Below are 22,523 nucleotides of genomic sequence, written 5' to 3' on the forward strand. Positions count from 1 at the left end.
GTGGCCGCGCGCCGTCCCGATCCCTTTGTCGAGCACCTGCTCGAACTGATGGGGCCGCTGGCGGCGCGCATCGGCGCGATTTCCGCGCGCCGCATGTTCGGCGGGCACGGCCTGTTCTACGACGGGCTGATGTTCGCGCTGGTCAGCGGCGGGCAGTGCTATCTCAAGGCTGATGACAAGACCCTGCCGCGCTTCGAGGCAGAGGGCAGCCATGCTTTTCGCTACCAGTCGTCAAGGGGCGAGGTGGCGTTGCGCCACTACCTGAGTTTGCCGCCGGAATGCCTGGAATCGCCGGCGGCGATGACGCCGTGGGCGCAGATGGCGGTGGAAGCGGCGCTGCGGCTGGCGAACCAGAAGGGTTGAGTGCCGACACGGTGCCAACGGTGTCATACTCAGCGCCATGGTCACCGCCACCTTCCGCTTCTACGAGGAACTGAACGACTTCCTCGCGCCGGACCAGCGCCGGCGTGACCTGTCGTGCCCGTGCGCGCGCGCTGCCACGGTCAAGCACATGATCGAGGCGCTGGGCGTGCCGCATACCGAGGTGGAACTCATCCTGGTCAACGGCGAGTCTTCCGGCTTCGACCGATTGCTGACGGACGGCGACCGCGTCTCGGTCTATCCCAAGTTCGAATGCCTCGATGTCTCCCCGCTGCTGCGGGTACGCGCCCACCCGCTGCGGGTCATGCGTTTCGTGGCCGATGCGCACCTGGGTGGCCTGGCCCACCTGCTGCGCATGATGGGCTTCGACACCCTTTACGACAACCACTTCGAGGACAGCGAGATCGAACGCATCGCCGCGCATGAAGGCCGCATCGTGCTGACGCGCGACCGCGAACTGCTCAAGCGCCGCGGCATCACGCATGGCTGCTATGTTCGCGCGATCAAGTCCACGCCGCAGGTGCGCGAGATTTTCAGCCGGCTCGACCTGGCCCGCAGCGCCAGGCCGTTCTCGCTCTGCCTGGACTGCAATGTGCCGCTGCAGCCGCTGGCGCGCGAAGCGGTGTCGGGGCGTGTGCCGCCGGCCGTGCTCGAGCGCCACAATCGCTTTGTCACCTGCGAGCACTGCCGGCGCGTGTTCTGGGAAGGTTCGCACTGGCGCTGCATGCGCGCGCTCGTGGATGAACTGGTGCGCACCGGCTGAGTCCTCAAGCCTCGCGGTGTTTCACCGTTAGTCTCAGCGTCAGAACACACCCGCTTCGCTGACGATCCAGTCCATCGGCAGATCGTGCTCCTGGGCCTGCAGCGCGATGCGGCAGGCTTCGAAGCCGATGCCGATGGCGACTGGCGGCGTGGGCATCGCGGCCAGCGTGCGGTCGTAGAAGCCGCCACCGTAGCCCAGCCGGAATTTGTCGGGGCTGAACCCGACACAGGGAATGAGCAGGGCGTCGGGCTGCGCCGCCGCAGTGCCGTCCGGTACCGGAATGCCGTAGTGCCCCTTGACCATCGGGGTTTGCGGAGTCCACAGGTGGAAGTCCAGCGGGGCGCCGGGGCGGCTCACTGCGGGTAGCGCGGCGCAGCGGCCGGTGTCGGTGGTGAGCCACTGCGCCACCACCGCGCGGGCATCGAATTCCTGCTGGATGGGCCAGTAGAAGCCAACGCAGCGTACGGCGAGCCGCTCCAGCAGCGGCAGGAGAATGGCGGCGATGCGTGCGTCGGCGCCGGCGCGGCCGGGCAGGGCGGCGCGCAGAGCGAGCAGGCGGGCGCGCAGGGCGCGGCGGTCTTCCTCCACACCTGCGTCGGGTGGCGTCGAAGGCGGATGATGGGCTGACATGGCGTGGGATAATGCCTGCGAACGAACCAACACTGACGGCGGCTGCGCGCTTGGCCAAGCGTACCGGGCATGCATGGCGCGGCCGACGTCAACAACAAGGAAGCAAAGAATGCTGAAGGGAGTATATCTGCGGCGTGCCGGCCAGGCCGCATGGGTCGCCGTGGCGTGTGCCTTGCTTGCCACCCCCGTGCTGGCGCAGAAGCGCTCGCAGCAACCGGCCGTGCGCGCGCCCCAGCCGCCGGCAATCCCGTCCGATCCGGACGATGCCTTCACCGCGCTGCGCGAAGCTGCCCGAAAGAACGACGTGGATCGCGCCAACGCGCTGTCGGCGACGCTGGTGGACTACCCGATCCCGTCATACGTCGAGTACTTCCGCATCAAGCCGCAGATGTTCGACGCAAGCGGCCTGGCGCGCATCGACGCGCCCGACGACCAGGTTCGCGCCTTCCTGCAGCGCTACAAGGGAGAGGCCATTGCCGACCGCATGCGCAACGACTGGCTGCTGGTACTCGGCAAGAAGCGCGACTGGGCCAACTTTGACGCGGAGTATCCGCAGTTCGTGCTCAAGGACGACACCCAGGTCGAGTGCTATGCGCTGCTGTCGCGCGCGCTCAAGGGCCAGAATGTGGCGGCCGATGTGCGCAACGTGCTCAGCGATGTGCGCTACTACGGCGAAGGCTGCGTCGACCTGATCAGCTACCTGGCGCAAAGCCAGCAGATCCAGCGCAGCGATGTCGCCTTCCAGGCGCGCCAGGCGCTGGAGCAGAACCTCATCACACTGGCCGGCAAGATCGCGGCCACGGTGCCCGATGCGCGCGTGGACAGCGACACGCTGGCCACCATCGTCAAGATGGCGCGCAATGATCCGTCGCAGGCCGTGGCCTATCTCACCGCAAGCGGCGGCAGCCTGTCGCGCGACGAGCAGGGCGCGGCGTGGGGCGTGATCGGCCAGTACGCGGCCAAGAAGCTGCTGCCCGACGCCGCCTTCTACTACCGCCGCCAGATGGACCTGGGCGGCAACCAGTGGCTGTCCGACGAGACGCAGGAATGGCGTGTGCGCGCCGCGCTGCGCCAGGGCGACTGGAAACAGGTGCGGCAGGCCATCGAGATGATGCGCGCCGAGCTGCGCGCGAAGGATCCGGCATGGACCTACTGGTACGGCCGCTCGCTGAAGGCCGACGGCCGCGACGCCGAGGCCCAGCAGCAGTTCCAGCAGATCGCCGGCCAGTTCAATTTCTACGGCCAGCTGGCCAGCGAGGAACTTGGCAACCGCATCACGCTGCCGGCGCGCACCACGGTGAGCGATGCCGAGGCCATGGCCATGCGCAGCCGCGCGGGCTTCCAGCGCGCGCAGAAGTTCTACAACCTGAACCTGCGCTTCGAGGGTACCCGCGAATGGAACTGGGAGCTGCGCGGCATGAGCGACCGCGAGCTGCTGGCCGCGGCCGAGTACGCGCGCCGCATCGAGCTGCTGGACCGCACCGTCAATACCGCGGACCGCACGCGTGCCGAGCATGACTTCTCGCTGCGCTTTCCGATGCCGTACCGCAGCATCATGCAGCGCGCGACTGACGACGTCGGCCTCGACATGGCATGGACCTACGGCCTGATCCGCCAGGAATCGCGCTTCATCATGAGTGCGCGTTCCTCCGCCGGCGCGCACGGCCTGATGCAGGTGATGCCGGCCACGGCGAAGTACGTGGCGCGCAAGATCGGCATGACGGACTTCTCGCCGTCGATGATGGGCGACCCCAACATCAACATCCTGCTGGGCACCAACTACCTGAGCATGGTGCTGACGGACCTGGACAGCTCGTGGACGCTGGCGTCGGCGGCCTACAACGCCGGCCCGGGCCGCCCCAAGGCCTGGCGCAGTACGCTGTCGCGGCCGGTCGAGGGCGCGATCTTCGCCGAGACCATTCCGTTCAACGAAACGCGCACGTACGTTAAGAATGTGCTTTCCAACGCCACGTACTATGCTGCATTGATGAGTGGCCAGCCGCAGTCGCTGAAATCGCGCCTGGGGCAGGTTGCACCGTCGGCGGTGACTACCACCAGCCTGCCCTGAGCGGGTGAGCGCCCCGCCTTGCCGGGGCGCGTGCCATGTCCGGTCTGCCGCCGCGTGCCGTTTTCTTCGCACGGAGGCATCCATGCAGACCAGCAATGTCCTCATCGTCGGTGGCTCTGGCTTTATCGGCAGCCATCTCGCTTCCCGGCTGGCCGGCGCTGCGTCGGCGTCCGGCGCGCCGCTGGAGCCGGGCTCCAATCCTGATTCCCCCATCGCGCCTGAGCGCATCGTGATCGGCAGCCGCAACGTGGAGCATGCGCAGCACCTGCTGCTGCTGCCGCGCGTGGAGGTGGCGGAACTGGGGCTGGCCGACAATGCGGCGCTCGACGATGCGATCGGGCCGCTCGGCACGGACGGCATCGTCGTCAACCTGGTTGGCGTGCTGCACGGCGAGCGTGGCGACCCTTACGGGCCGGAGTTCGCGGAGGCCCATGTCGAGATCGTGCACCAGATCGTCGGCTCATGCCTGCGCACCGGCGTCCGGCGCCTGCTGCATATGAGTGCGCTTGGCGCCGACAACCGGGGACCGTCGATGTATCTGCGCAGCAAGGGCGACGGCGAGCGCATCGTGCGCAACAGCGGACTGGACTGGACCATTTTCCGGCCGTCGGTGGTGTTCGGGCCGGACGACCACTTCCTCAACCTGTTCGCCCATATGCAGGAGATCGCGCCGGTGGTGCCGCTGGCCTGCGCGCACGCGCGCTTCCAGCCGATCTATGTGCTGGACGTGGTGCAGGCCTTCGTCAATGCCATGGTCACGCCCGCGACGATCGGCCGTGGCTATGACCTGGGCGGGCCGCAGGTGTACACGCTGGAGGAACTGGTGCGCTTTGCCGGAAGTGCCTCCGGCCACCCGCGCCCGGTGATCGCGCTGCCCGACGCGCTGGCGCGCGTGCAGGCCGCGGTGATGGAGCACATGCCGGGCGACCCGCTGCTCTCGCGGGACAACCTCGATTCGATGCAGCTCGACAACGTGCTGCACGAGCCCATGGCCAGCGAGCTTGGCCTGCATCCGGTCGGACTGGAATCCGTGATGACCGACGTGCTGTCCGGCCGCACGCGCGATTCGCAACTGACGGTCATGCGTGCGAGCGTGCACCGGTAGCGCGGCCCGAACCGGCGATTTCGCGCACGGCATGTGACCAGGATTCACAGCGGTTGCGAGACCTTTTCACTTTGAGACCCCACGCGGCGCTGGCAGAATCACTGGTTTGGCGCGTCCGCGCGAAGCAAGCGGGCGCGCTGGTCTCCGGGCAAGCCGGTACCTGCTGCCCGGCGGCTCTCCTCCATCTCGCCCCAAGGATCCCGCGATGAAGCTTGTCATCGGCAATAAGAACTATTCGTCCTGGTCGCTGCGCCCGTGGCTGCTGATGCGCCATGCCGGCATTGACTTCGAAGAAGTGCAGGTGCGGCTGTTCACTGGCAGCTTTGCCGCCGAGATCGCGCAGTATTCGCCGGCCGGCAAGGTGCCGGTGCTGGTGGACGGCGACATCTCGGTGTGGGACACGCTGTCGATTGTGGAATACCTGGCAGAGCGCTTCCCGGAGAAAGCGCTCTGGCCCGCCGGCCGCGCCGAGCGTGCTTTTGCGCGCTCGATCTGTGCCGAGATGCATGCCGGCTTCACCAACCTGCGCAACCAGCTGCCGATGAACGTGGCCGCGGTGCTGCCCGGCCGCGGCTGGAACGTCGCGGTACAGCGCGATGTGGACCGTATCGCGCAGATCTGGACCGACCTGCGGGCACGCCATGGCGATGCGGGCCCGTTCCTGTTCGGGGCCTTTACGATCGCCGACGCATATTTCGCGCCGGTGGTCAGCCGCTTCGCGACGTACGGCATCCACCTGCCCGATACGGCCAAGGCGTACGCGGACTTCATGCTGGAGCTGCCGGCCATGCAGGAATGGATCGCCGCCGCGCGCGAAGAGCGCGACTTCCTGGCGGACGATGAGCCGTATCGCCTGGCGCCAGATCGTGCCGATGCGATAATCATCCACCATTGAGCGCCGTGCCGGCGGCGCACCACAGCGAGGCAGAACAATGCAGGTGTACGCCGTCGGCGGCGCAATCCGCGACGAACTGCTGGGCAAGCCCAGCCAGGACCGCGACTATGTCGTGGTGGGGGCCACCCCGGCCGAGATGGAAGCCGCCGGCTACAAGCCGGTGGGCAAGGACTTTCCGGTCTTCCTGCATCCGCGCACGAAAGAGGAATACGCGCTCGCGCGCACCGAGCGCAAGACCGCCATGGGCTACAAGGGTTTCGCGTTCTATTGCGAGCCCGATGTCACGCTCGAGGACGACCTGGTCCGGCGTGACCTGACCATCAATGCCATGGCGCGCGCGGTGGACGCCGACGGCAACCTCGCCGGTCCCGTCATCGATCCGCACGGCGGCCAGCGCGACCTCGAAGCGCGGCAGTTCCGGCATGTGTCCGAAGCGTTTGCCGAAGACCCGGTGCGCATCCTGCGCGTGGCACGTTTCGCCGCGCGCTTCCATGAATTCACCGTCGCACCCGAGACCGAGGCGCTGATGCGCCGGATGGTGGACGCCGGCGAGGTCGACGCACTGGTGCCCGAGCGCGTCTGGCAGGAACTCGCCCGCGGGCTGATGGAGGCGCGCCCGTCGCGCATGTTCGAGGTGCTGCGGCAGTGCGGCGCGCTAGCGCGCCTGCTGCCCGAGCTGGACCGGCTGTGGGGCGTGCCGCAACGCGCCGACTACCATCCGGAAGTCGATACCGGCGTGCATGTGATGATGGTGATCGACTGTGCCGCCGCCATGGGCACGCCGCTTGCCGTTCGCTTCGCGGCGCTGGTCCATGACCTTGGCAAGGGGACGACGCCGGACCACGTGCTGCCGCGCCATCTGGGGCACGAGGGCCGCAGTGTCGAGTTGCTCGAGGATGTCTGCAAGCGCCTGCGTGTGCCTAACGACTGCCGTGATCTGGCGGTGGTGGTGGCGCGCGAGCACGGCAATATCCACCGTTCCATGGAGTTTGGCGCAGCCGCGGTCACGCGCCTGCTCGAGCGCTGCGATGCGCTGCGCAAGCCCGCGCGCTTTGCGGACGTGCTGCTCGCGTGCGAGGCCGACAAACGCGGCCGCAAGGGATTCGAGTCGGATACCTATCCGCAGCGGACGCGCCTGCTTGCGGCGCTCGATGCCGCTGCCAGGGTGGACGCCGGCGCCATCGCGAAGGCATCCGCTGATGATGTCAGCAAGATCAAGGAGCGCGTGCACGAGGCACGAGTGCAGGCGGTCGAGGCTCGCCTAGTGTCCTGAATTGCAACGAACTTGCAATTCAGGACACTATTGATGTTTCCAGAATTCATGACAACGCAAAATATTCGTCGTCCCCGCGCAGGCGGGGACCCAGTGACTTTTTGTCCCCCTTCGGGGGACTTGTAAGACGCTGGATTCCCGCCTTCGCGGGAATGACGGTGGTTGCTTTGATGTTGTCGTGAAATAGGGAAAGCTCAATAGATCAGCTTGCCGATCACTAGCGCCAGCAGCGACAGCAGGATCGTCGAGGCGAACGGCAGCATGTAGTCTCGCCCGAACAGCCGGAAGCGCACGTCGCCGGGCAGCCGGCCGATGCCGAGCTTCTGCAGCCAGGGCAGTGCCGCCGACAGCACGACCACGCTCAGGAAGATGGTGAGTGTCCAGCGCAGCATGGCGGCAATGGCTCAGAGCGTGTGGCAGCGGTCGCCGCGCGCAAAGCCGGCCAGCGGCTCGTTGTCGTCCAGGCCGCGAGTCAGCGCGATCACCTTGAACAACTCGCCCATCTCGGCTTCGGAAAGCAGCTTTTGCACCGCGTTGGCGGCGGGCAGGAAGGCGCGCGTGTCGGACGGGTCCAGCGTCATCAACAGGTCGGTGATGCCCGCATTCATCAGGAAGCGCGCCTGCGAGGCGAAGCCCGACACGGCCAGGCCGGCATCGACGGCGGCATGCGCGATGCCGCTGAAGTTGACGTGGGCCGTGATGTCCTGCAGCCCCGGGTACAGGAATGGATCCGGGTGCGCATGATGGCGGTAGTGGCACATCAGCGTGCCACCGGTGCGCTGCGGGTGGTAGTACTCGCCGGCCGGGAAGCCGTAGTCGATGAAGAAGGCCGCTCCGCGCGCCAGCATGGCGCCCACCGCGCGTGCGAAGCCGTCGGCTTCGGCGTGGGTTTCGGTGACGATGTCATGGTCGCCCGGCATGGCGTGCAGCGCCTCGGGGATGGCGTCCGCGGCAAGCAGGCGGTCTTCGAACGTGAAGGCATGCGCGGCGGTGCTGTCGTCTCCGGCTACCGTGCGGGCCACGCCACGTTCATGCCAGCGTCCGCCCGTGCGCGCGAACAGGCGCACCGGCATGGCGTCCAGCACTTCGTTGCCGACCACGATGCCCTCGAAGCGCTCGGGCAGGGTGTCCAGCCATTGCACGCGTGGCGCCAGGTGCGGCGCGCGCTGCGCCAGCGTGCCCTGCTGGCGCGCGCGCAACTCGCCCGACAGTTCGATGATGCCGTAGGTCTCGGGCAGTTGTCCTTCCTGTTCCAGCGCCAGCAGCAGGTCAGCCGCCAGGCGGCCGGTGCCGGCGCCGAATTCGAGCATGCGCGGCAGGCCTTGCGCCAGCATCGGCGCGAACTGGCGCGCGAGCGTGCGGGCGAAGAACGGGGTCAGTTCCGGCGCGGTGATGAAATCGCTGCCGTCGCGCGCATCGCGCCCGAACTTGGCGGCGCCGCCGCTGTAGTAGCCCAGCCCGGGCGCGTACAGCGCCAGCGACATGTAGCGGTCGAAGCCGATCCAGCCGCCGGCCGTATCGATCGTTTCGCCGATCAGGGTGGCCAGCGAGTCAGAGGCGGCCAGCGCGTCGGCTGGGGGAAGGGGTAAACTAACGGCTTTCTGCATGCCTCGATTGTAGCAATGCCCGAATCCAATCAACCTGCCGGCACGCCTGCCCAGACGCAAGCAGCCGCCGCGCGCGGCGTGGCCATTGTCACCGGCGGCGCGCGCCGGCTTGGCCGCGCCATCGCGCTCGAACTGGCCGGGCAAGGCTGGGACATTGCCGTGCACTGCCACCGCTCGCGCGACGAGGCGGAGGCGCTGGCCGCACAGATCCGTGCCGGCGGGAGCCGCGCCGCGGTGCTGCAGGCCGACCTGGCTGACGAAGCCGCCACCGCGAAGCTGATCGCCGCCTGCACCGACGAACTTGGCGTACCGACCTGCCTCGTCAACAACGCCTCGCTGTTCCAGTACGACGTGGCCACAAGTTTCTCGTACGCGTCGCTGGACACGCATATGCGCACCAACGTGGCGGCGCCGCTGTTGCTGGCCCGTGAGATGTACAAGGCACTGAGTGCCGATCCGGCCGCAGCCGATCCGCGTGGCGTCGTGATCAACCTGCTGGACCAGAAGCTGGATAACCTGAACCCGGACTTCCTGTCGTACACGCTGTCCAAGGCCGCGCTGCAGACCGCCACCGTACAGTTGGCGCAGGCCTTCGCGCCGCGCCTGCGCGTGGTGGGCGTGGCGCCCGGCATCACGCTGGTGTCGGGCGAGCAGTCGGAGCAGAGCTTCCGCCGCGCCCACCGTGTCACGCCGCTGGGCAAGTCTTCGACGCCCGAGGACATTGCCCAGGCCGTGGCCTACCTGGCACGCGCGAACGCCGTGACCGGCACCACGCTCTACGTCGACGGCGGCCAGCACCTGATGCCGCTGTCGCGCGACGTGATGTTCCTGACCGAATGATGTGACCACGCTGCCGCGCCATGTCCCCGGGCGCGGCAACTCCCACCCCTCCCGAATTACCTTTCCCCCGCTTGCCATGACCATGCTCGCCGCCCTTTCCCACCCCAGCCTGCAAGACTGCCGTCGCATGTTCCTGCGCAACTACGAAGTCCAGATCAATATCGGCGTGCACGAATTCGAGAAAAAGGGCGAGCAGCGCGTGCTGATCAACATCGACCTGTTCGTGCCGCTGGCCGCCAGCACGCCGCACGCCGACAAGCTGGAAGAGGTGGTCGACTACGACTTCATGCGCAACACCGTGGCCGAGCGCATGGCGCAGGGCCACGTGCACCTGCAGGAAACGCTGTGCGACGACGTGGCGCGCGCCATGCTCAAGCACCCGAAGGTGCGCGCCGTGCGCGTGTCGACCGAGAAGCCGGATGTCTACCCGGACTGCGATTCGGTGGGCGTGGAAGTCTTCCACATCAAGCGGGACTGAGCAGAACCGGCCAGGCGCTAGTAAAATCTTGGCCCTTCCGAGCCGTCCGGCCATTTCATCCGGGCGGCCGCAACGATCAGGTATGCCTCATGAGCCACTCCAATAACTTCTACCGCCTCGAGACGAGGCTGCAATCGCAAACAGGCAAGGCCATCGGCGACTTCGGCATGATCGAGGATGGCGATACCGTGCTGGTCTGCATGAGTGGCGGCAAGGACTCGTACACCATGCTGTCGGTCCTGATGGCGCTGCAGAAGCGCGCGCCCATCCGGTTCAAGCTGATCGCGATGAACCTGGACCAGAAGCAGCCCGGTTTTCCGGAACATGTGCTGCCGGAGTATCTGAAGTCGCTGGGCGTGGAATATGTGATTGTGGAGGCGGACACCTACTCGATCGTCAAGGAGAAGGTGCCCGAGGGCAAGACCACGTGCTCGCTGTGCTCGCGCCTGCGCCGCGGCGTGATCTACCGCACCGCCAAGGAACTCGGCGCCAACAAGATCGCGCTGGGCCACCATCGCGACGACATCGTCAACACCTTCTTCCTGAACATGTTCTTCGGCGGCAAGATGAAGGCCATGCCGCCCAAGCTGGCCACGGATGACGGCGCGCACATCGTGATCCGGCCGCTTGCGTACTGCTCGGAGAAGGACATCGCTGCCTATGCGCGCGCGATGGAATTCCCGATCATCCCGTGCAACCTGTGCGGCTCGCAGGAGAACCTGCAGCGCAAGAAGGTCAGCGAAATGCTGCAGGCCTGGGAGCGCGAGAACCCTGGCCGCATCGACAACATCTTCTCGGCGCTGCGCAACGTGGTGCCGTCGCACCTGGCCGACACCGAACTGTTCCCGTTCACCGGGCTCGCCACCGGCCTGGCCAAGGTGGACGAGGCTTCGCTGTTCGGTGAGACCACGTTCACACAGCAGCCGCTGATGTTTGCCGGCAGCAGCGAAGAGAACCGGATGGAGTTCGTGCGCTTCGAGCGCCCGCCGCAGGCACCGGCGGCGGTCCGGCAGGCCAGCGTGGAGTAATCCGGCCGGCCAGACAGCAAAACGCCTGCGTCGCCACGCGGGCGTTTTGCATTGGGCATTCCTATTGGTTGGCGGCCTGCGCGGTCTTGCCCTGGCGCTCGCGCATCAGGCTGCGCGTGTCGTCGATCCACTTCTGGAAGCGCTCGGCGGCATGCGCCTTCTGCGCTGGCGTGGTGAGGTTGGCAATGGTCGCCGCCAGTGTCACGCCGGCCTGGTTGTTGGCCTCATAGCTGGCCGCGCGCATCTGGCCCGGCGGATGTTGCCAGTGATCGCCGTAGCGGCGCAGCAGTTCGACGACCTGCGCCTTGGGCGGATGTGTCTGCTGGACCTGCCGTGCCAGCGCCAGCCATTCCTCCTGGCGCCGCAGTCGCTCCGCGTAGCGCGCCTGGGCGCCCTGCATCAGCGGGCCCATGGCGGCGTGGATGGCCTTCTCCTGCTCATCGGAAAAGCGTCCGTAGATCAGCTTTGCGTAATCCATCACCTTGTCGAAGCGCGCCGACTCGCGGTCCTCGGCACTGCCGTTCAGGTACTTCTTGCGGTACTTGGTGTTGCTCTCGTCGAACTTCTTCTCTATGCGGTCGATCTGCGCCGGGCTCAGCGTGAGCAGCAGGTCCGCCACGTCGGGAATGGCCTGGTCGAACGACTGCCGCGCCAGCCGCTGGCTGGCCTCCTGGAACTGCGCGACGGCCGCGGTGCTGACCGGTTGCTGGACCTGGCTGCGGGCCTGGGTCAGCAGCGCGGAGATTTCCGGCAGCTGCGACTGCCGGTGCCACGCAAAGAAGCGGGCAATGGCGTCGCGCGTAGGCGGCTCCTGGGCGTCGCTGACGTCGACATAATGGTCGATCCACCAATAGGCCAGGCGGCCGCCTTGCTGGTAGCCGGTCTTCATCGCGCTGCAGGCGCAAAGAATGACCGTGGCAAATATCACCAATATGCGGCGTAACCACCGATTGTGAAAATCGGAAACAGTGTCGTATTGGGCAGAAACCGTCATGTTAAAATCGGCGCGCATCTCGCCAGGGTTGCCGGATTGCCCGCGAGCCCAGTCCTGACAAGGGTTCCAGCGGTTTCCAGGAAGCCGGAAGCCACCGCCGGCGGGCTGGCGGAAGCCGGCTATCGAACACCCGGCTGGCGCTTTTAAGAATATATTTCCCGACACACGCACCAAGGGGTCTCCTTGTGAATATCGTCATTCTCGCCGCTGGCATGGGCAAGCGGATGCATTCCGATTTGCCCAAGGTCCTGCACCGCGTTGCCGGCCGCCCGATGCTCGCGCATGTCATCGATACGGCACGTGCGCTGTCGCCCTCAAGGCTTGTGGTTGTGGTCGGCCACGGGGCGGAGCATGTGCGCGAGGCGGTCAGCGCCGATGATGTCACCTTTGCCGAGCAGGCCCAGCAACTGGGTACCGGCCATGCGGTGATGCAGGCACTTCCTCAGTTGGACGACGACCAGCCTACATTGGTTCTCTATGGCGATGTGCCGCTGACTACGGCGGCGACGCTCAAGGCACTGGTGGACGAAGCCGGCAGCACGCGCTTCGGCGTGCTGACCGTCGAGATGCCGGATCCCACCGGCTATGGCCGCATCGTGCGCGATGCCGCGGGTAGCATCGTCCGGATCGTCGAGCAGAAGGACGCCAGCGAGGCGGTGCGGGCCATTCGCGAGATCAATACCGGCATCATCGTGTGTCCGACCGGGCATCTGCGCCGCTGGCTGTCCACACTGCGCAACGATAATGCGCAGGGAGAGTACTACCTGACCGACACCGTGGAACGCGCGGCAACCGAAGGCGTCGAGATCGTCTCGGCACAGCCTGCGGCGCTGTGGGAGACGCTCGGCGTCAACAGCAAGGTCCAACTGGCCGAAGTGGAGCGCATCCACCAGCGCAACCAGGCCCAGCGCCTGCTCGAAGCCGGCGTGACGCTGGCCGACCCGGCGCGCATCGACGTGCGCGGCGAGCTGACCTGCGGGCGCGATGTCGCCATCGACGTCGGCTGCGTGTTCGAAGGCCGCGTGCATCTGGGCGACGGCGTGCAGATCGGCGCCAATTGCGTGATCCGCAACAGCAGCATCGAGGCCGGCGTGCAAGTACAGCCGTTCTGTCATATCGACAGCGCGAAGATCGGCGCGGACGGCCGCATCGGCCCGTACGCACGCCTGCGGCCCGGCACCGAACTGGGCGAGGACGTCCATATCGGCAACTTCGTCGAAGTGAAGAACGCGCAGGTCGCTGCACACAGCAAGGCCAACCACCTGGCCTATGTGGGCGACGCCACGGTCGGCTCGCGCGTGAATATTGGCGCCGGCACCATCACCTGCAACTATGACGGTGCGAACAAGTTCCGCACGGTGATCGAGGACGATGTCTTCATCGGCTCCGATACGCAACTGGTGGCGCCGGTGACGGTGCGCCGCGGTGCGACCATCGGCGCGGGCACCACGCTGACCAAGGAAGCGCCGGCCGACAAGCTGACGCTGTCGCGCGCCAGGCAGACGACCATCGACGCCTGGCAGCGCCCGGTCAAGCAGCCGAAGCAGTAAGCACGGTGGCCGCCGCGGGCGGTGGTCACGGATCGACACCAGAGGGCGGTCGCCGTAGCTGCGGCCGCACCGGCGCGGCAATCGATGCCGCCGCCGGCATTGAAACAGGCGCCAGTATCGGCGCCGAGCACGGGGGTACAGCATGTGTGGCATCGTCGGCGCGGTTTCCACGCGCAATATCGTTCCGGTCCTGATCGAAGGCCTGCGCCGCCTCGAGTACCGCGGCTATGACTCCTGCGGCGTTGCCGTTGTGCGCGATGCCGCGGTCGAGCGTGCACGCACGGTGTCGCGCGTGGCCGATCTGGACGCCCAGACGCAGGCGTCGGGCCTGGCCGGCACCACGGGCGTGGCGCACACCCGCTGGGCCACGCACGGCAAGCCCGATACCGTCAATGCACACCCGCACCTGTCCGGCGAGACCATCGCGCTGGTGCACAACGGCATCATCGAAAACTACGAGCCGCTGCGCGAAGAGCTGCGTGCGGCCGGCTACGGCTTCGAGTCGCAGACCGACACCGAGGTCGTGGCCCACCTGATCCACCAGGCCTACAGCTACCCGAGCAGCGCCACGCGCGGCGACTTGTTTGCCTCGGTGCGCGCCGTGACCAAGCGCCTGCACGGTGCCTACGCCATCGCCGTCTTCGCCAAGGACCAGCCCGAGCGCGTGGTCGGCGCCCGCGCCGGTTCGCCGCTGGTGGTGGCGCTTGGCGACGGCGAGGCCTTCCTGGCTTCCGACGCGCTGGCCGTGGCCGGCACCGCCAACCGCATCATCTACCTGGAAGAGGGCGATGTCGTCGAAGTCACGCGTGAAGGCGTGACCATTCGCGACGGCCAGGACCACCCGGTCGAGCGCGAGGTTCGCGTGGTCGAGGCGCACGCCGCCGCGGTGGACCTTGGTCCGTACCGCCACTTCATGCAGAAGGAAATCTTCGAGCAGCCGCGCGCGCTCGGCGACACGCTCGAAGGCGTCGAAGGCATCTCGCCGGCGCTGTTCGGCGACCGTGCAGCCGAGGTCTTTCCCGACGTCGACAGCGTGCTGATCCTTGCCTGCGGCACCAGCTACTACTCCGGCTGCACGGCCAAGTACTGGCTCGAAAGCATTGCGAAGATCCCCACGCAGGTCGAAGTCGCCAGCGAGTACCGCTACCGCGAGACCGTGCCGAATCCGCGCGCCCTCGTGGTGGTGATCTCGCAATCCGGCGAGACCGCCGACACCATGGCCGCACTGCGCCATGCGCGCGCGCTGGGCCATACCCACACGCTGGCGGTCTGCAACGTAGCCACCAGTGCCATGGTTCGTGAAACCGAGATGCGCTTCCTTACGCGCGCGGGCACGGAAATCGGCGTGGCGTCGACCAAGGCCTTCACCACCCAGCTCGCCGCGCTGTACATGCTGACGCTGGCGCTGGCCAAGGTGCGCGGCTTCCTGTCCGAAGAAGCCGAGGCCAAGGACATGGCCAACCTGCGCCACCTGCCCGCCGCGCTGCATGGCGTGCTGGCGCTGGAGCCGCAGATCATTGCGTGGTCGGAAGAGTTCGCCCGCCGCGAGAACGCGCTGTTCCTGGGCCGCGGCATGCACTACCCGATCGCGCTTGAAGGCGCGCTCAAGCTCAAGGAAATCTCGTACATCCACGCCGAGGCTTATCCGGCCGGCGAACTCAAGCACGGCCCGCTCGCGCTGGTGACCGAAGCGATGCCGGTGGTCACCGTGGCGCCGAATGACACGCTGCTCGAAAAGCTCAAGTCCAACATCCAGGAAGTGCGCGCGCGTGGCGGGCGGCTCTATGTGTTCGCCGACAGCGACACGCACATCCAGTCGACGGACGGCATCCAGGTGATCCGTATGCCCGAGCACTATGGCGACCTGTCGCCGATCCTGCACGTGGTGCCGCTGCAGTTGCTGGCGTATCACACGGCGTGTGCGCGGGGTACGGATGTGGACAAGCCGCGGAACCTGGCTAAGTCGGTGACGGTGGAATAAAGCCGGGGCGGCCCACTTCCAGCTCCCCCTGACTGAGTTGCCGGCGATCGCGGCGCAACCTTTGCCGCTTCCGGTGGCACTTCTTCATGGATTTGCCGTCTGCAACAGGGGCCACACCAGCGTGTGGCCCCTGTTGTCTTGTGCCCGGAGGCGAGGCTGGCCCGCTTGCAGGCGCGGCTACACCGAGAACGTGTCGAACGCAGCAAGCGCGTGCGTCGCGTACATCATCGATGGCCCGCCGCCCATATAGACGGCGGTTCCCAGCACGTCTTCCAGTTCGGCACGCGTGGTACCCAGCCTGACCAGCGCCTGCACGTGGAATCCGATGCAGTCGTCGCAGCGGCTCGCCACGGCAATGCCGAGCGCCACCAGTTCGCGCGTCTTCTTGCTTAGCGCACCGTCCCTGGTGCCGGCCGCGGCCAGCTGGCTGAAGGCCGTCATCAGCTCCGGCTGGCTTTCGCGCAGACTGCGCATTTGTGCCGACACATCCTTGACCACGCTTTTGAAATCGGGCAGTCCGCTCATGAATCCTCCTTCCCCGGTGCATGGCGCAAGGCGCATGCAAAATCCTTCACAGTGTTCTGCTTGCGGGGCGATGCGTAGTTACTTGGCATCGCGCCTGGATGCCGGGCATGTCTTCACGCCCAGGATGCTGTAGGCAGGGCAGACGCGCACGATGCCCGTCACGAGCGGTACGATGCCGATCCATCCCCAGACGCCGATGTGCCCCGTTGCGGCCAGGACGATCAAGGCCAGTCCGATGACAATCCGGAGTACTCGATCAATGGTTCCAACATTTGCTTGCATGGCAGGCTCCTTGCCTGTGTGAAATCGGGTGTGGAGTGAAATGCGGATGGTCCCGCAGCTCGATGAACCTGGCGCCTGAGGCGAGGTTGCCAAACCGATATTGCGCCTCGCCGGCCGTCCGCTCTTGATCTGGAACAACTTCCGGTAAGGGATGGAGCGTCGCCGCGCTCAGACTCGCCGTGTGCTCGATGGCGTCCTCTCGACGATCTCGAACACGGCCATGCCGGCCACCATGGCGGCCACGAAGCCAATGGCTTTCGGGTAGCCCGCTCCCAGCGCCACCAGTGCCGGGCCCGGGCAAAAGCCCGCCAGGCCCCAGCCGACCCCGAACGCGGCGCTGCCAAGCACCAGGCGCAGCGTCACGGCCGTGCTGGCCGGCAGCTGCATAGGCAGCCCGAGCAACGAGCGCTTGCGGCGCCTGGCGATCAGGAACGCGACCGAGCCGATGGCGATGGCACCGGCCATCACGAAGGCCAGCGATGGGTCCCAGTTGCCCGCCAGGTCCAGGAAGCCCTGCACCTTGGCCGGATTGGCCATGCCGGAAACCATCAGGCCAATGCCGAAGAGCATGCCTGCAAGCAAAGCGGTCACGGCAGTCATGTCAGCCTCCGATCAGGTGTCTTTGCACGAGGACGGTCAGGAAGCCGGCGGCCATGAACGTCAGGGTCGCGACCAGCGAACGAATCGAGCCACGGGAGATACCGCACACGCCGTGGCCGCTGGTGCAGCCGCTGGCGTAGCGCGTGCCGAGGCCGACGAGGAAACCGGCGACCATGATCTCGTTCCAGCTCGCCTGGATGTCGGCAGTCGCGGGTTTGCCAAGCAAGCTCGCGATAACCGGGGCGCCAATGAGGCCGGCAAGGAAGGCCAGGCGCCACGCCATGTCCTTGCGCGGCAGGCTCAGCAGGCCGCCGAGGATCCCGCTGATGCCCGCAATGCGGCCGTTGAACAGCACCAGCACTGCGGCTGCAACGCCGATGACGAGCCCGCCGGCCAGCGACAGCCCGGGCGTGAAGTTGGCAAGGTCGATCAGCATGCCGGCTCCTGGTCGGGGTTGGCGCAGAACTGTTCGTAGAGGACGGCCATGACGGCAAGCGCCTGGCCGCTCGCCACCGAGTAATAGATGTTCTTGCCGTCGCGGCGTGTTGCCACCAGGCCGTTCTCGCGCAGCACGCCGAGCTGCTGGGACAGCGTCGGCTGCCGGATGCCAAGCTGCTCTTCCAGCTCGCCGACAGACAGTTCGCCTTGGGATAGCCGGCACATCAGCAGCAAGCGGTCCGGATTGGCGAGCACCTTGAGCAAGGCGCAGGCGCGGGTCGCGGCGGCTTGCATGGTGCCGAGGTCGATGGTGGGGTGGGGCTGGTCCATGGGAGTCCACAGTTTCGTTCTTGATAGTATATAAACAAATATACTATTTGCAAGTAGAACGAGTGGACATCCCACGGTGCACTTCGATGCACGCCTGTGCATCGGCCTCGCCGACAACTTCTCTTGGCACGGGCTGTTCTTCATCAATCTCGAGCCGGTATCTGCACCGCAGTGGCGGTGCAGATGCTGGTCAAGATGGTTCGGCCCTACGCCAGTTTTTCCAGTACGGCGTGCAGTGCCGCTGGCGTGCTCACATGCTCGCCGCAGGCATAGCCCAGCGCCGGCAGGTCCAGGCCGGCCAGCAGCGCTTCGCCGCTGCCGAGCAGCTTCGGTACGATGGCAAGGTGCATTTCGTCGATCAGGCCGGCCTGCAGGTACTGGCGGATCGTCGCCACGCCGCCGCCCAGCCGCACGTCGCGGCCCTGCGAGGCTTCGCGTGCGCGCGCCAGTGCCGCATGGATGCCGTCCGTGACGAAATGGAAAGTGGTGCCGCCGTCCATCTCGATCGAAGGCCGCGCGTGGTGCGTCAGTACGAACACCGGCACATGGTAGGGCGGGTTGTCGCCCCACCAGCCTTTCCAGTTCTCGTCGGGCCAGGGCCCGCGCACGGGGCCGAACATGTTGCGGCCGAGGATCCAGGCGCCAACGTTGTCGAAGCTGCGTTCGACAAAGTCGTTGTCGATGCCGGTGCTGCCGCCTTCACGACCCAACATGGCCTGGAAGCGGCGTGTCGCGACCGCCCATTCATGCAGCGCCTCGCCACCGGCGCCCAGCGCGTTGTCGAGGCTCTGGTCCGGGCCGGCACCGTAGCCGTCGAGGGATAGCGTGAAACAGTTCACTCTGAGTCTGGTCATTGGCGTGCCCCTCTTTGTGCCTCGCTGTCCGCGATTTGGCAGTCATGGCATTTTTCGCATTTTTTATGCGTGACTGATAATCACGGTGAAAATCAAAACCATACGCATTCGCGATATCACTTGCATAAAGCGGCGATTTTCCGTCGCATTTTGCCGTATCGCTTGATGTCGCACCAATCGGGGCTACCATGAAAACACACCGGCAACAGCCGGGCGCGACGGAAAATGGGAGAGACAAGGTTTCCAGCAGCCGGGGGGAAGGGAATATGCCATGAAAACAGACAAGAAGGTCATCCAGCTCCTCAATACCCAGCTCAGGCACGAACTGACCGCGATCAACCAGTATTTCCTGCACGCGCGCATGTATCGGCACTGGGGCATCAATGCGCTCGGCAAGCATGAATACGAGGAATCGATCGAGGAAATGAAGCATGCCGACAAGCTGATCGAGCGCATCCTGTTGCTCGATGGCCTGCCGAATCTCCAGGATCTCGACAAATTGCTGCTGGGCGAAAACACCGAGGAAATGCTGGCCTGCGACCTCAAGCTGGAACAGACTTCACAGGCCAGCTGCAAGGATGCGATCAAGTACTTCGAATCGGTGGGCGACTACGTATCGCGCGAAGTCGTCGTCGACATCCTGGAAGCGACCGAAGAACATATCGACTGGATCGAATCGCAGATCGAACTGATCGGCAAGGTCGGCATACAGAACTACATCCAGTCCGGCATGGGCGACATCGAGTAGCCGCGCCGCGAGCACGGCTCCTGCAGACTTTCCGGTTTCCCGCTACACTGCGCCCCGCAGCACGATTTGTTCGTCCACGGCGGGGTGGCAGAGTGGTGATGCGACGGCCTGCAAAGCCGTTTACGACGGTTCGATTCCGTATCCCCGCCTCCAGTCTCCCTCCGCGCACCCCTTGCGCCGGGTTCTCGCGGTGTCGTGACGCGGCACACGCATTCCTGTCTTCCCCTTGCGCATCTCACCCGTTTGGGAGCGCCGTCTGTCACGGTGCAACCGGTGCTGGTGTGCGCTGCCTACGTTTTTCTGTCTGGAACAACCTCGCGGTTTGAGGTACTGTGATGGCGCAGCTGCGTGTCGACGCACGGCGCGCACTTTACGTAGCGGCACATGACAACCATGCAGGGCTTCCGTGTGTTGTCGCAATCAAGTGACGCAAGAACAAGAGGCTCCAGATGATCAGAGAATTGCGAATCCGGGCGGCACTGCCCCCGGATGCGCCTGCGGTCGGCGCGGTGCTGGAACGCTGCGACCTGCCGACCGATAATGTGCTTCGTTTGCTGGAGCACTTCCACGTTGCCGTACATGAATCGCAAATCGTTGGCTGCGGCGCCGGCGAGCGTTTTGGCGAGACCGTGGTGATCTGCTCGGTCGCGGTGCTGCCCGAATTCCGCGACCGGGGCGTTGCCACCCATGTGGTGCGCGCGGTGCTGATGCGGGCGCGTGCCAATGGCGTCAAGCGTGCCGTGCTGCTGACGCCCACCTGTCCGAGCTATTTCGCACGCTATGGCTTCTCGCTGGTCGCTGTCTCCAGCTTGCCGGCCGAGGTGCTGTCTTCGAAAGAATTCCACAGGCATACCGACACGCCGCCGCTGTGCATGTGCTGCGAGCTGACCTGAAGCCGCACGTGTGAGCGCCGGCAAGTTTTCGCAAAACGGGAAATAATCGGGCCTTCCCAATATGAGGAGACCCGGCATGCCGACCGCCCGCGTCATACGCGTTCACGAATTTGGCCCACCCGAAGCGATGCAGCTCGAGCGCATCGAGCTGGCGCCGCCCGCCGAAGGCGAAGTACTGGTGCGCCAGACCGCCATGGGCTTCAACTTCATCGATATCTACCAGCGCCGCGGTATATATCCCCTGCCGGCGGGCACCGGGCTCGGCCACGAGGCCGCCGGCGTGGTCGAGGCGGTGGGGGCAGGCGTGAGCGGGCTTGTGCCAGGCGACCGCGTGGCCTACATGAATGCGGGCCTTGGCGCCTATGCCGACTATCGCAACGTGCCGGCGGCAAAGCTGGTGCGCGTGCCGGACAGCATCAGCGACGAGCAGGCGGCCGCCGTCATCTTCAAGGGCATGACCGCGCAATACCTGGTGCGCCATACCCATGCGGTGAAGCCGGGCGATACCGTGCTCGTGCATGCCGCCGCGGGCGGCGTCGGCCAGATCCTGAGCAGCTGGGCCAAGGCGCTCGGCGCCTATGTGATCGGCACCGCGGGCTCGCCGGAGAAGTGTGACCTGGCGCGCCGGATGGGCTGCGACGTGGCGATCGACTACCGCAACGGCGATTGGGTCAAGGCGGTGCGCGACGCCACCGGCGGGCGCGGCGTACGCGTGGTGTATGACGCGGTCGGCAAAGACACCTTCCTCGGCTCGCTCGATTGCGCACAGCAGTTCGGCCTGGTGGTGCTGTACGGCGCCGCGTCTGGTCCGGCGCCGGCGATCGAACCCGAGCTGCTGAACAAGAAGGGCTGCCTGTTCCTGACGCGACCTTCGGTATTCCCGCACAACGCCGATCCCGATACCTTCAAGGCCAATGCGAAGGACCTGTTCGATGCCGTGGCCGCCGGCCATGTGAAGATCGAGATTGGCGCGCGCTTCCCGCTGGAGGATGTTGCGAAGGCGCATGCCATGGCGGAGGCGCGGGCGACTACAGGGGCGATTGTGTTGTTGTCCTGAAGGCGGTCGAAGGCGCTCAATGGTTTCTCCCTTCTCCCACTTGCGCGGGAGAAGGGAGAAACCTCAACAGTATTTCCCGCCGCAGTTCCCGCTCAGGCGTGCCGCGCCGCCGGCATGGCTTGTCCGTCGTCGTCGCAGCAGACGCTGATCTCCACCGTCACGTGCACAAGCTCTTCATGCACGGACAGCGCCTCGCGCACGCGCAGCGGAGTCAGCGTGACGTCATGTGTGACGAGGCAGACGATGCAGGCGAACTGCTGCTTGCCCACGCGCCAGACATGCAGGTCGGTCACGCGCGTGGCGTCGCGGTCGTTGCCGGCGTGCTCGAATTCGACCAGTACCTCGCGCACTTCATCGACCACCGGGTGGTCCATCTCGCGGTCCAGCAGCACGGTGCCGCTCTGGCGCAGCAGCCCAAGCGCCCAGCGGCCCACCAGTGCCGCGCCGACCAGGCCCATCACCGGGTCCAGCCAGCTCCAGCCCAGCCACCAGCCGCCGGCCAGCGCGACGATGGCCAGCACCGATGTCGCGGCATCCGCCAGCACGTGCAGGTAGGCGGAGCGCAGGTTGATGTCGTGATGGTGGCCATGCCCATGGGCGTGGTGATGGCCGTCATGATGATCATGCGCGTGCCCGTGGTGGTCATGGCCATGATGCGCACCGCCGAGGATCAGCGCGCAACCCAGGTTCACCAGCAGCCCGAGCGCCGTAACGGCCATGGCTTCGCGATAGTGGATGGCCTGCGGGCTGAACAGCCGCTCCACGGAGCCGAGCGCCATCAGCGCGGCCACGCCCAGCAGGAACACCGCGCTGGCAAAGCCCGCCAGCACTTCGATCTTCCAGGTGCCGAAGGCAAAGCTCGCATCCGATGCGTAGCGGCGGGCGGCAGCGTAGGCAAAGGCCGTCAGGCCGATCGCGAACGCGTGCGAACTCATGTGCCAGCCGTCGGCCAGCAGCGCCATGGAGTTGAACCACCAGCCGGCAGCGATCTCCACGACCATGGTGACGGCCGTGATCAGCATCACCAGCCGCGTGCCGCGCTCGGCGGCATGGTTGCCAGTGTCGAAGACGTGGCTGTGGGTCCAGGAGGAAAGATTCTCGGTGTGCATCGGCGTGTAGTGGAATCGGTTCGGGCAAGCCCGGAAGCGTGATTGCAAGCGTAGCAGATGGAGAAAGGGCGCCGCCTCGGATCAGATGCCCCTT

25 protein-coding genes and 1 tRNA gene are annotated in these 22,523 nt (G+C 66.1%); 15 read left to right on the top strand and 11 right to left on the bottom strand.

All coding sequences use genetic code 11. The features are described 5' to 3' along the window. Complete coding sequence (locus tag LDO29_RS18250) at window positions 1-363, top strand: TfoX/Sxy family protein (RefSeq protein WP_224081209.1); 363 nt, start codon at window positions 1-3, stop codon at window positions 361-363. Between the two features lie 37 nt (window positions 364-400). Further along, window positions 401-1,144 (top strand): Mut7-C ubiquitin/RNAse domain-containing protein, encoded by a 744-nt coding sequence (locus LDO29_RS18255; RefSeq protein ID WP_224081210.1) that lies wholly within the window; start codon window positions 401-403, stop codon window positions 1,142-1,144. Window positions 1,145-1,183: 39 nt separating this feature from the next. Here the strand turns inward: LDO29_RS18255 and LDO29_RS18260 are convergent, their stop codons facing one another. Beyond that, on the bottom strand, window positions 1,184-1,774 hold the full coding sequence (locus LDO29_RS18260; RefSeq protein ID WP_224081211.1) for a 5-formyltetrahydrofolate cyclo-ligase: 591 nt from the start codon (window positions 1,772-1,774) through the stop codon (window positions 1,184-1,186). Between the two features lie 109 nt (window positions 1,775-1,883). Between LDO29_RS18260 and LDO29_RS18265 the strand changes: the two genes are divergently transcribed. From LDO29_RS18265 to LDO29_RS18280, 4 genes are all read left to right on the top strand, one after another. Continuing rightward, a complete protein-coding gene (locus LDO29_RS18265; RefSeq protein WP_224081212.1) occupies window positions 1,884-3,842 on the top strand; it encodes a lytic transglycosylase domain-containing protein in 1,959 nt (652 codons plus the stop codon). Between the two features lie 82 nt (window positions 3,843-3,924). Continuing rightward, a complete protein-coding gene (locus LDO29_RS18270) occupies window positions 3,925-4,947 on the top strand; it encodes a complex I NDUFA9 subunit family protein (protein WP_224081213.1) in 1,023 nt (340 codons plus the stop codon). Between the two features lie 205 nt (window positions 4,948-5,152). Beyond that, window positions 5,153-5,842 carry a glutathione S-transferase family protein gene (locus tag LDO29_RS18275; RefSeq protein WP_224081214.1) on the top strand — a complete coding sequence of 230 codons (690 nt, stop codon included), beginning with the start codon at window positions 5,153-5,155 and terminating at the stop codon, window positions 5,840-5,842. 37 nt (window positions 5,843-5,879) lie between these two features. Then, the gene (locus LDO29_RS18280) at window positions 5,880-7,115 is read left to right on the top strand and encodes a multifunctional CCA addition/repair protein (protein WP_224081215.1); all 1,236 of its coding nucleotides are present in this window, start codon (window positions 5,880-5,882) and stop codon (window positions 7,113-7,115) included. A gap of 194 nt (window positions 7,116-7,309) precedes the next feature. On the opposite strand, the gene LDO29_RS18285 is transcribed toward LDO29_RS18280, so the two are convergent. Together LDO29_RS18285 and LDO29_RS18290 are read right to left on the bottom strand one after the other, a co-directional pair. After that, window positions 7,310-7,507 (bottom strand): DUF2905 domain-containing protein, encoded by a 198-nt coding sequence (locus LDO29_RS18285; protein WP_224081216.1) that lies wholly within the window; start codon window positions 7,505-7,507, stop codon window positions 7,310-7,312. 12 nt (window positions 7,508-7,519) lie between these two features. Further along, the gene (locus LDO29_RS18290; protein WP_224081217.1) at window positions 7,520-8,722 is read right to left on the bottom strand and encodes a class I SAM-dependent methyltransferase; all 1,203 of its coding nucleotides are present in this window, start codon (window positions 8,720-8,722) and stop codon (window positions 7,520-7,522) included. Between the two features lie 15 nt (window positions 8,723-8,737). Between LDO29_RS18290 and LDO29_RS18295 the strand changes: the two genes are divergently transcribed. The 3 genes from LDO29_RS18295 (at window position 8,738) to ttcA (ending at window position 11,068) form a co-directional block, all read left to right on the top strand. Then, window positions 8,738-9,562: an SDR family oxidoreductase gene (locus LDO29_RS18295; protein ID WP_224081218.1), complete on the top strand. Its 825-nt coding sequence runs from the start codon at window positions 8,738-8,740 to the stop codon at window positions 9,560-9,562. Window positions 9,563-9,638: 76 nt separating this feature from the next. Then, on the top strand, window positions 9,639-10,040 hold the full coding sequence (locus LDO29_RS18300) for a dihydroneopterin aldolase (RefSeq protein WP_224081219.1): 402 nt from the start codon (window positions 9,639-9,641) through the stop codon (window positions 10,038-10,040). 89 nt (window positions 10,041-10,129) lie between these two features. Further along, window positions 10,130-11,068, top strand: coding sequence for a tRNA 2-thiocytidine(32) synthetase TtcA (gene ttcA, locus LDO29_RS18305; protein WP_224081220.1), 939 nt, complete (start codon window positions 10,130-10,132; stop codon window positions 11,066-11,068). A 61-nt stretch (window positions 11,069-11,129) separates the two neighbouring features. On the opposite strand, the gene LDO29_RS18310 is transcribed toward ttcA, so the two are convergent. Continuing rightward, window positions 11,130-11,957 (bottom strand): DUF6279 family lipoprotein, encoded by an 828-nt coding sequence (locus LDO29_RS18310; protein ID WP_224081221.1) that lies wholly within the window; start codon window positions 11,955-11,957, stop codon window positions 11,130-11,132. A 290-nt stretch (window positions 11,958-12,247) separates the two neighbouring features. Between LDO29_RS18310 and glmU the strand changes: the two genes are divergently transcribed. Beyond that, on the top strand, window positions 12,248-13,612 hold the full coding sequence (gene glmU, locus LDO29_RS18315; RefSeq protein ID WP_224081222.1) for a bifunctional UDP-N-acetylglucosamine diphosphorylase/glucosamine-1-phosphate N-acetyltransferase GlmU: 1,365 nt from the start codon (window positions 12,248-12,250) through the stop codon (window positions 13,610-13,612). Window positions 13,613-13,754: 142 nt separating this feature from the next. Then, window positions 13,755-15,593: a glutamine--fructose-6-phosphate transaminase (isomerizing) gene (gene glmS, locus LDO29_RS18320; RefSeq protein ID WP_224081223.1), complete on the top strand. Its 1,839-nt coding sequence runs from the start codon at window positions 13,755-13,757 to the stop codon at window positions 15,591-15,593. 177 nt (window positions 15,594-15,770) lie between these two features. Here glmS and LDO29_RS18325 read toward each other — a convergent pair whose 3' ends face one another. The 6 genes from LDO29_RS18325 to LDO29_RS18350 all read right to left on the bottom strand — a co-directional run bounded on the left by LDO29_RS18325 (window position 15,771) and on the right by LDO29_RS18350 (window position 18,622). Next, complete coding sequence (locus tag LDO29_RS18325) at window positions 15,771-16,118, bottom strand: carboxymuconolactone decarboxylase family protein (RefSeq protein ID WP_224081224.1); 348 nt, start codon at window positions 16,116-16,118, stop codon at window positions 15,771-15,773. Between the two features lie 78 nt (window positions 16,119-16,196). Further along, a complete protein-coding gene (locus tag LDO29_RS18330) occupies window positions 16,197-16,400 on the bottom strand; it encodes a YgaP family membrane protein (RefSeq protein ID WP_224081225.1) in 204 nt (67 codons plus the stop codon). A 168-nt stretch (window positions 16,401-16,568) separates the two neighbouring features. Then, entirely contained in the window at window positions 16,569-17,000 is a 432-nt protein-coding gene (locus LDO29_RS18335; protein ID WP_224081226.1) for a YeeE/YedE family protein, read from the bottom strand. 1 nt (window position 17,001) lies between these two features. Then, a complete protein-coding gene (locus LDO29_RS18340; protein ID WP_224081227.1) occupies window positions 17,002-17,436 on the bottom strand; it encodes a YeeE/YedE family protein in 435 nt (144 codons plus the stop codon). Continuing rightward, window positions 17,430-17,768, bottom strand: coding sequence for an ArsR/SmtB family transcription factor (locus tag LDO29_RS18345; protein ID WP_224081228.1), 339 nt, complete (start codon window positions 17,766-17,768; stop codon window positions 17,430-17,432). Before LDO29_RS18345 ends, LDO29_RS18340 begins: the two co-directional genes overlap by 7 nt. A 206-nt stretch (window positions 17,769-17,974) precedes the next feature. Next, window positions 17,975-18,622, bottom strand: coding sequence for a dihydrofolate reductase family protein (locus tag LDO29_RS18350; RefSeq protein WP_224081229.1), 648 nt, complete (start codon window positions 18,620-18,622; stop codon window positions 17,975-17,977). Window positions 18,623-18,893: 271 nt separating this feature from the next. Here LDO29_RS18350 and bfr point away from each other — a divergent pair, with 271 nt between their 5' ends. The 4 genes from bfr to LDO29_RS18370 all read left to right on the top strand — a co-directional run bounded on the left by bfr (window position 18,894) and on the right by LDO29_RS18370 (window position 21,320). Continuing rightward, window positions 18,894-19,370 (top strand): bacterioferritin, encoded by a 477-nt coding sequence (gene bfr / locus LDO29_RS18355; RefSeq protein ID WP_224081230.1) that lies wholly within the window; start codon window positions 18,894-18,896, stop codon window positions 19,368-19,370. 78 nt (window positions 19,371-19,448) lie between these two features. Beyond that, window positions 19,449-19,523, top strand: a tRNA-Cys gene (locus LDO29_RS18360). 296 nt (window positions 19,524-19,819) lie between these two features. Continuing rightward, window positions 19,820-20,263, top strand: a complete 444-nt coding sequence (locus tag LDO29_RS18365) for a GNAT family N-acetyltransferase (RefSeq protein ID WP_224081231.1) — start codon at window positions 19,820-19,822, stop codon at window positions 20,261-20,263. A 76-nt stretch (window positions 20,264-20,339) separates the two neighbouring features. Next, entirely contained in the window at window positions 20,340-21,320 is a 981-nt protein-coding gene (locus LDO29_RS18370) for a quinone oxidoreductase family protein (RefSeq protein ID WP_224081232.1), read from the top strand. Between the two features lie 92 nt (window positions 21,321-21,412). On the opposite strand, the gene dmeF is transcribed toward LDO29_RS18370, so the two are convergent. Beyond that, entirely contained in the window at window positions 21,413-22,429 is a 1,017-nt protein-coding gene (dmeF, locus tag LDO29_RS18375) for a CDF family Co(II)/Ni(II) efflux transporter DmeF (protein ID WP_224081233.1), read from the bottom strand. Between the last annotated feature and the right edge of the window lie 94 nt (window positions 22,430-22,523).

It is taken from the genome of Cupriavidus laharis, assembly GCF_914271435.1.
GTDB classification, from domain to species: Bacteria; Pseudomonadota; Gammaproteobacteria; order Burkholderiales; family Burkholderiaceae; genus Cupriavidus; species Cupriavidus laharis.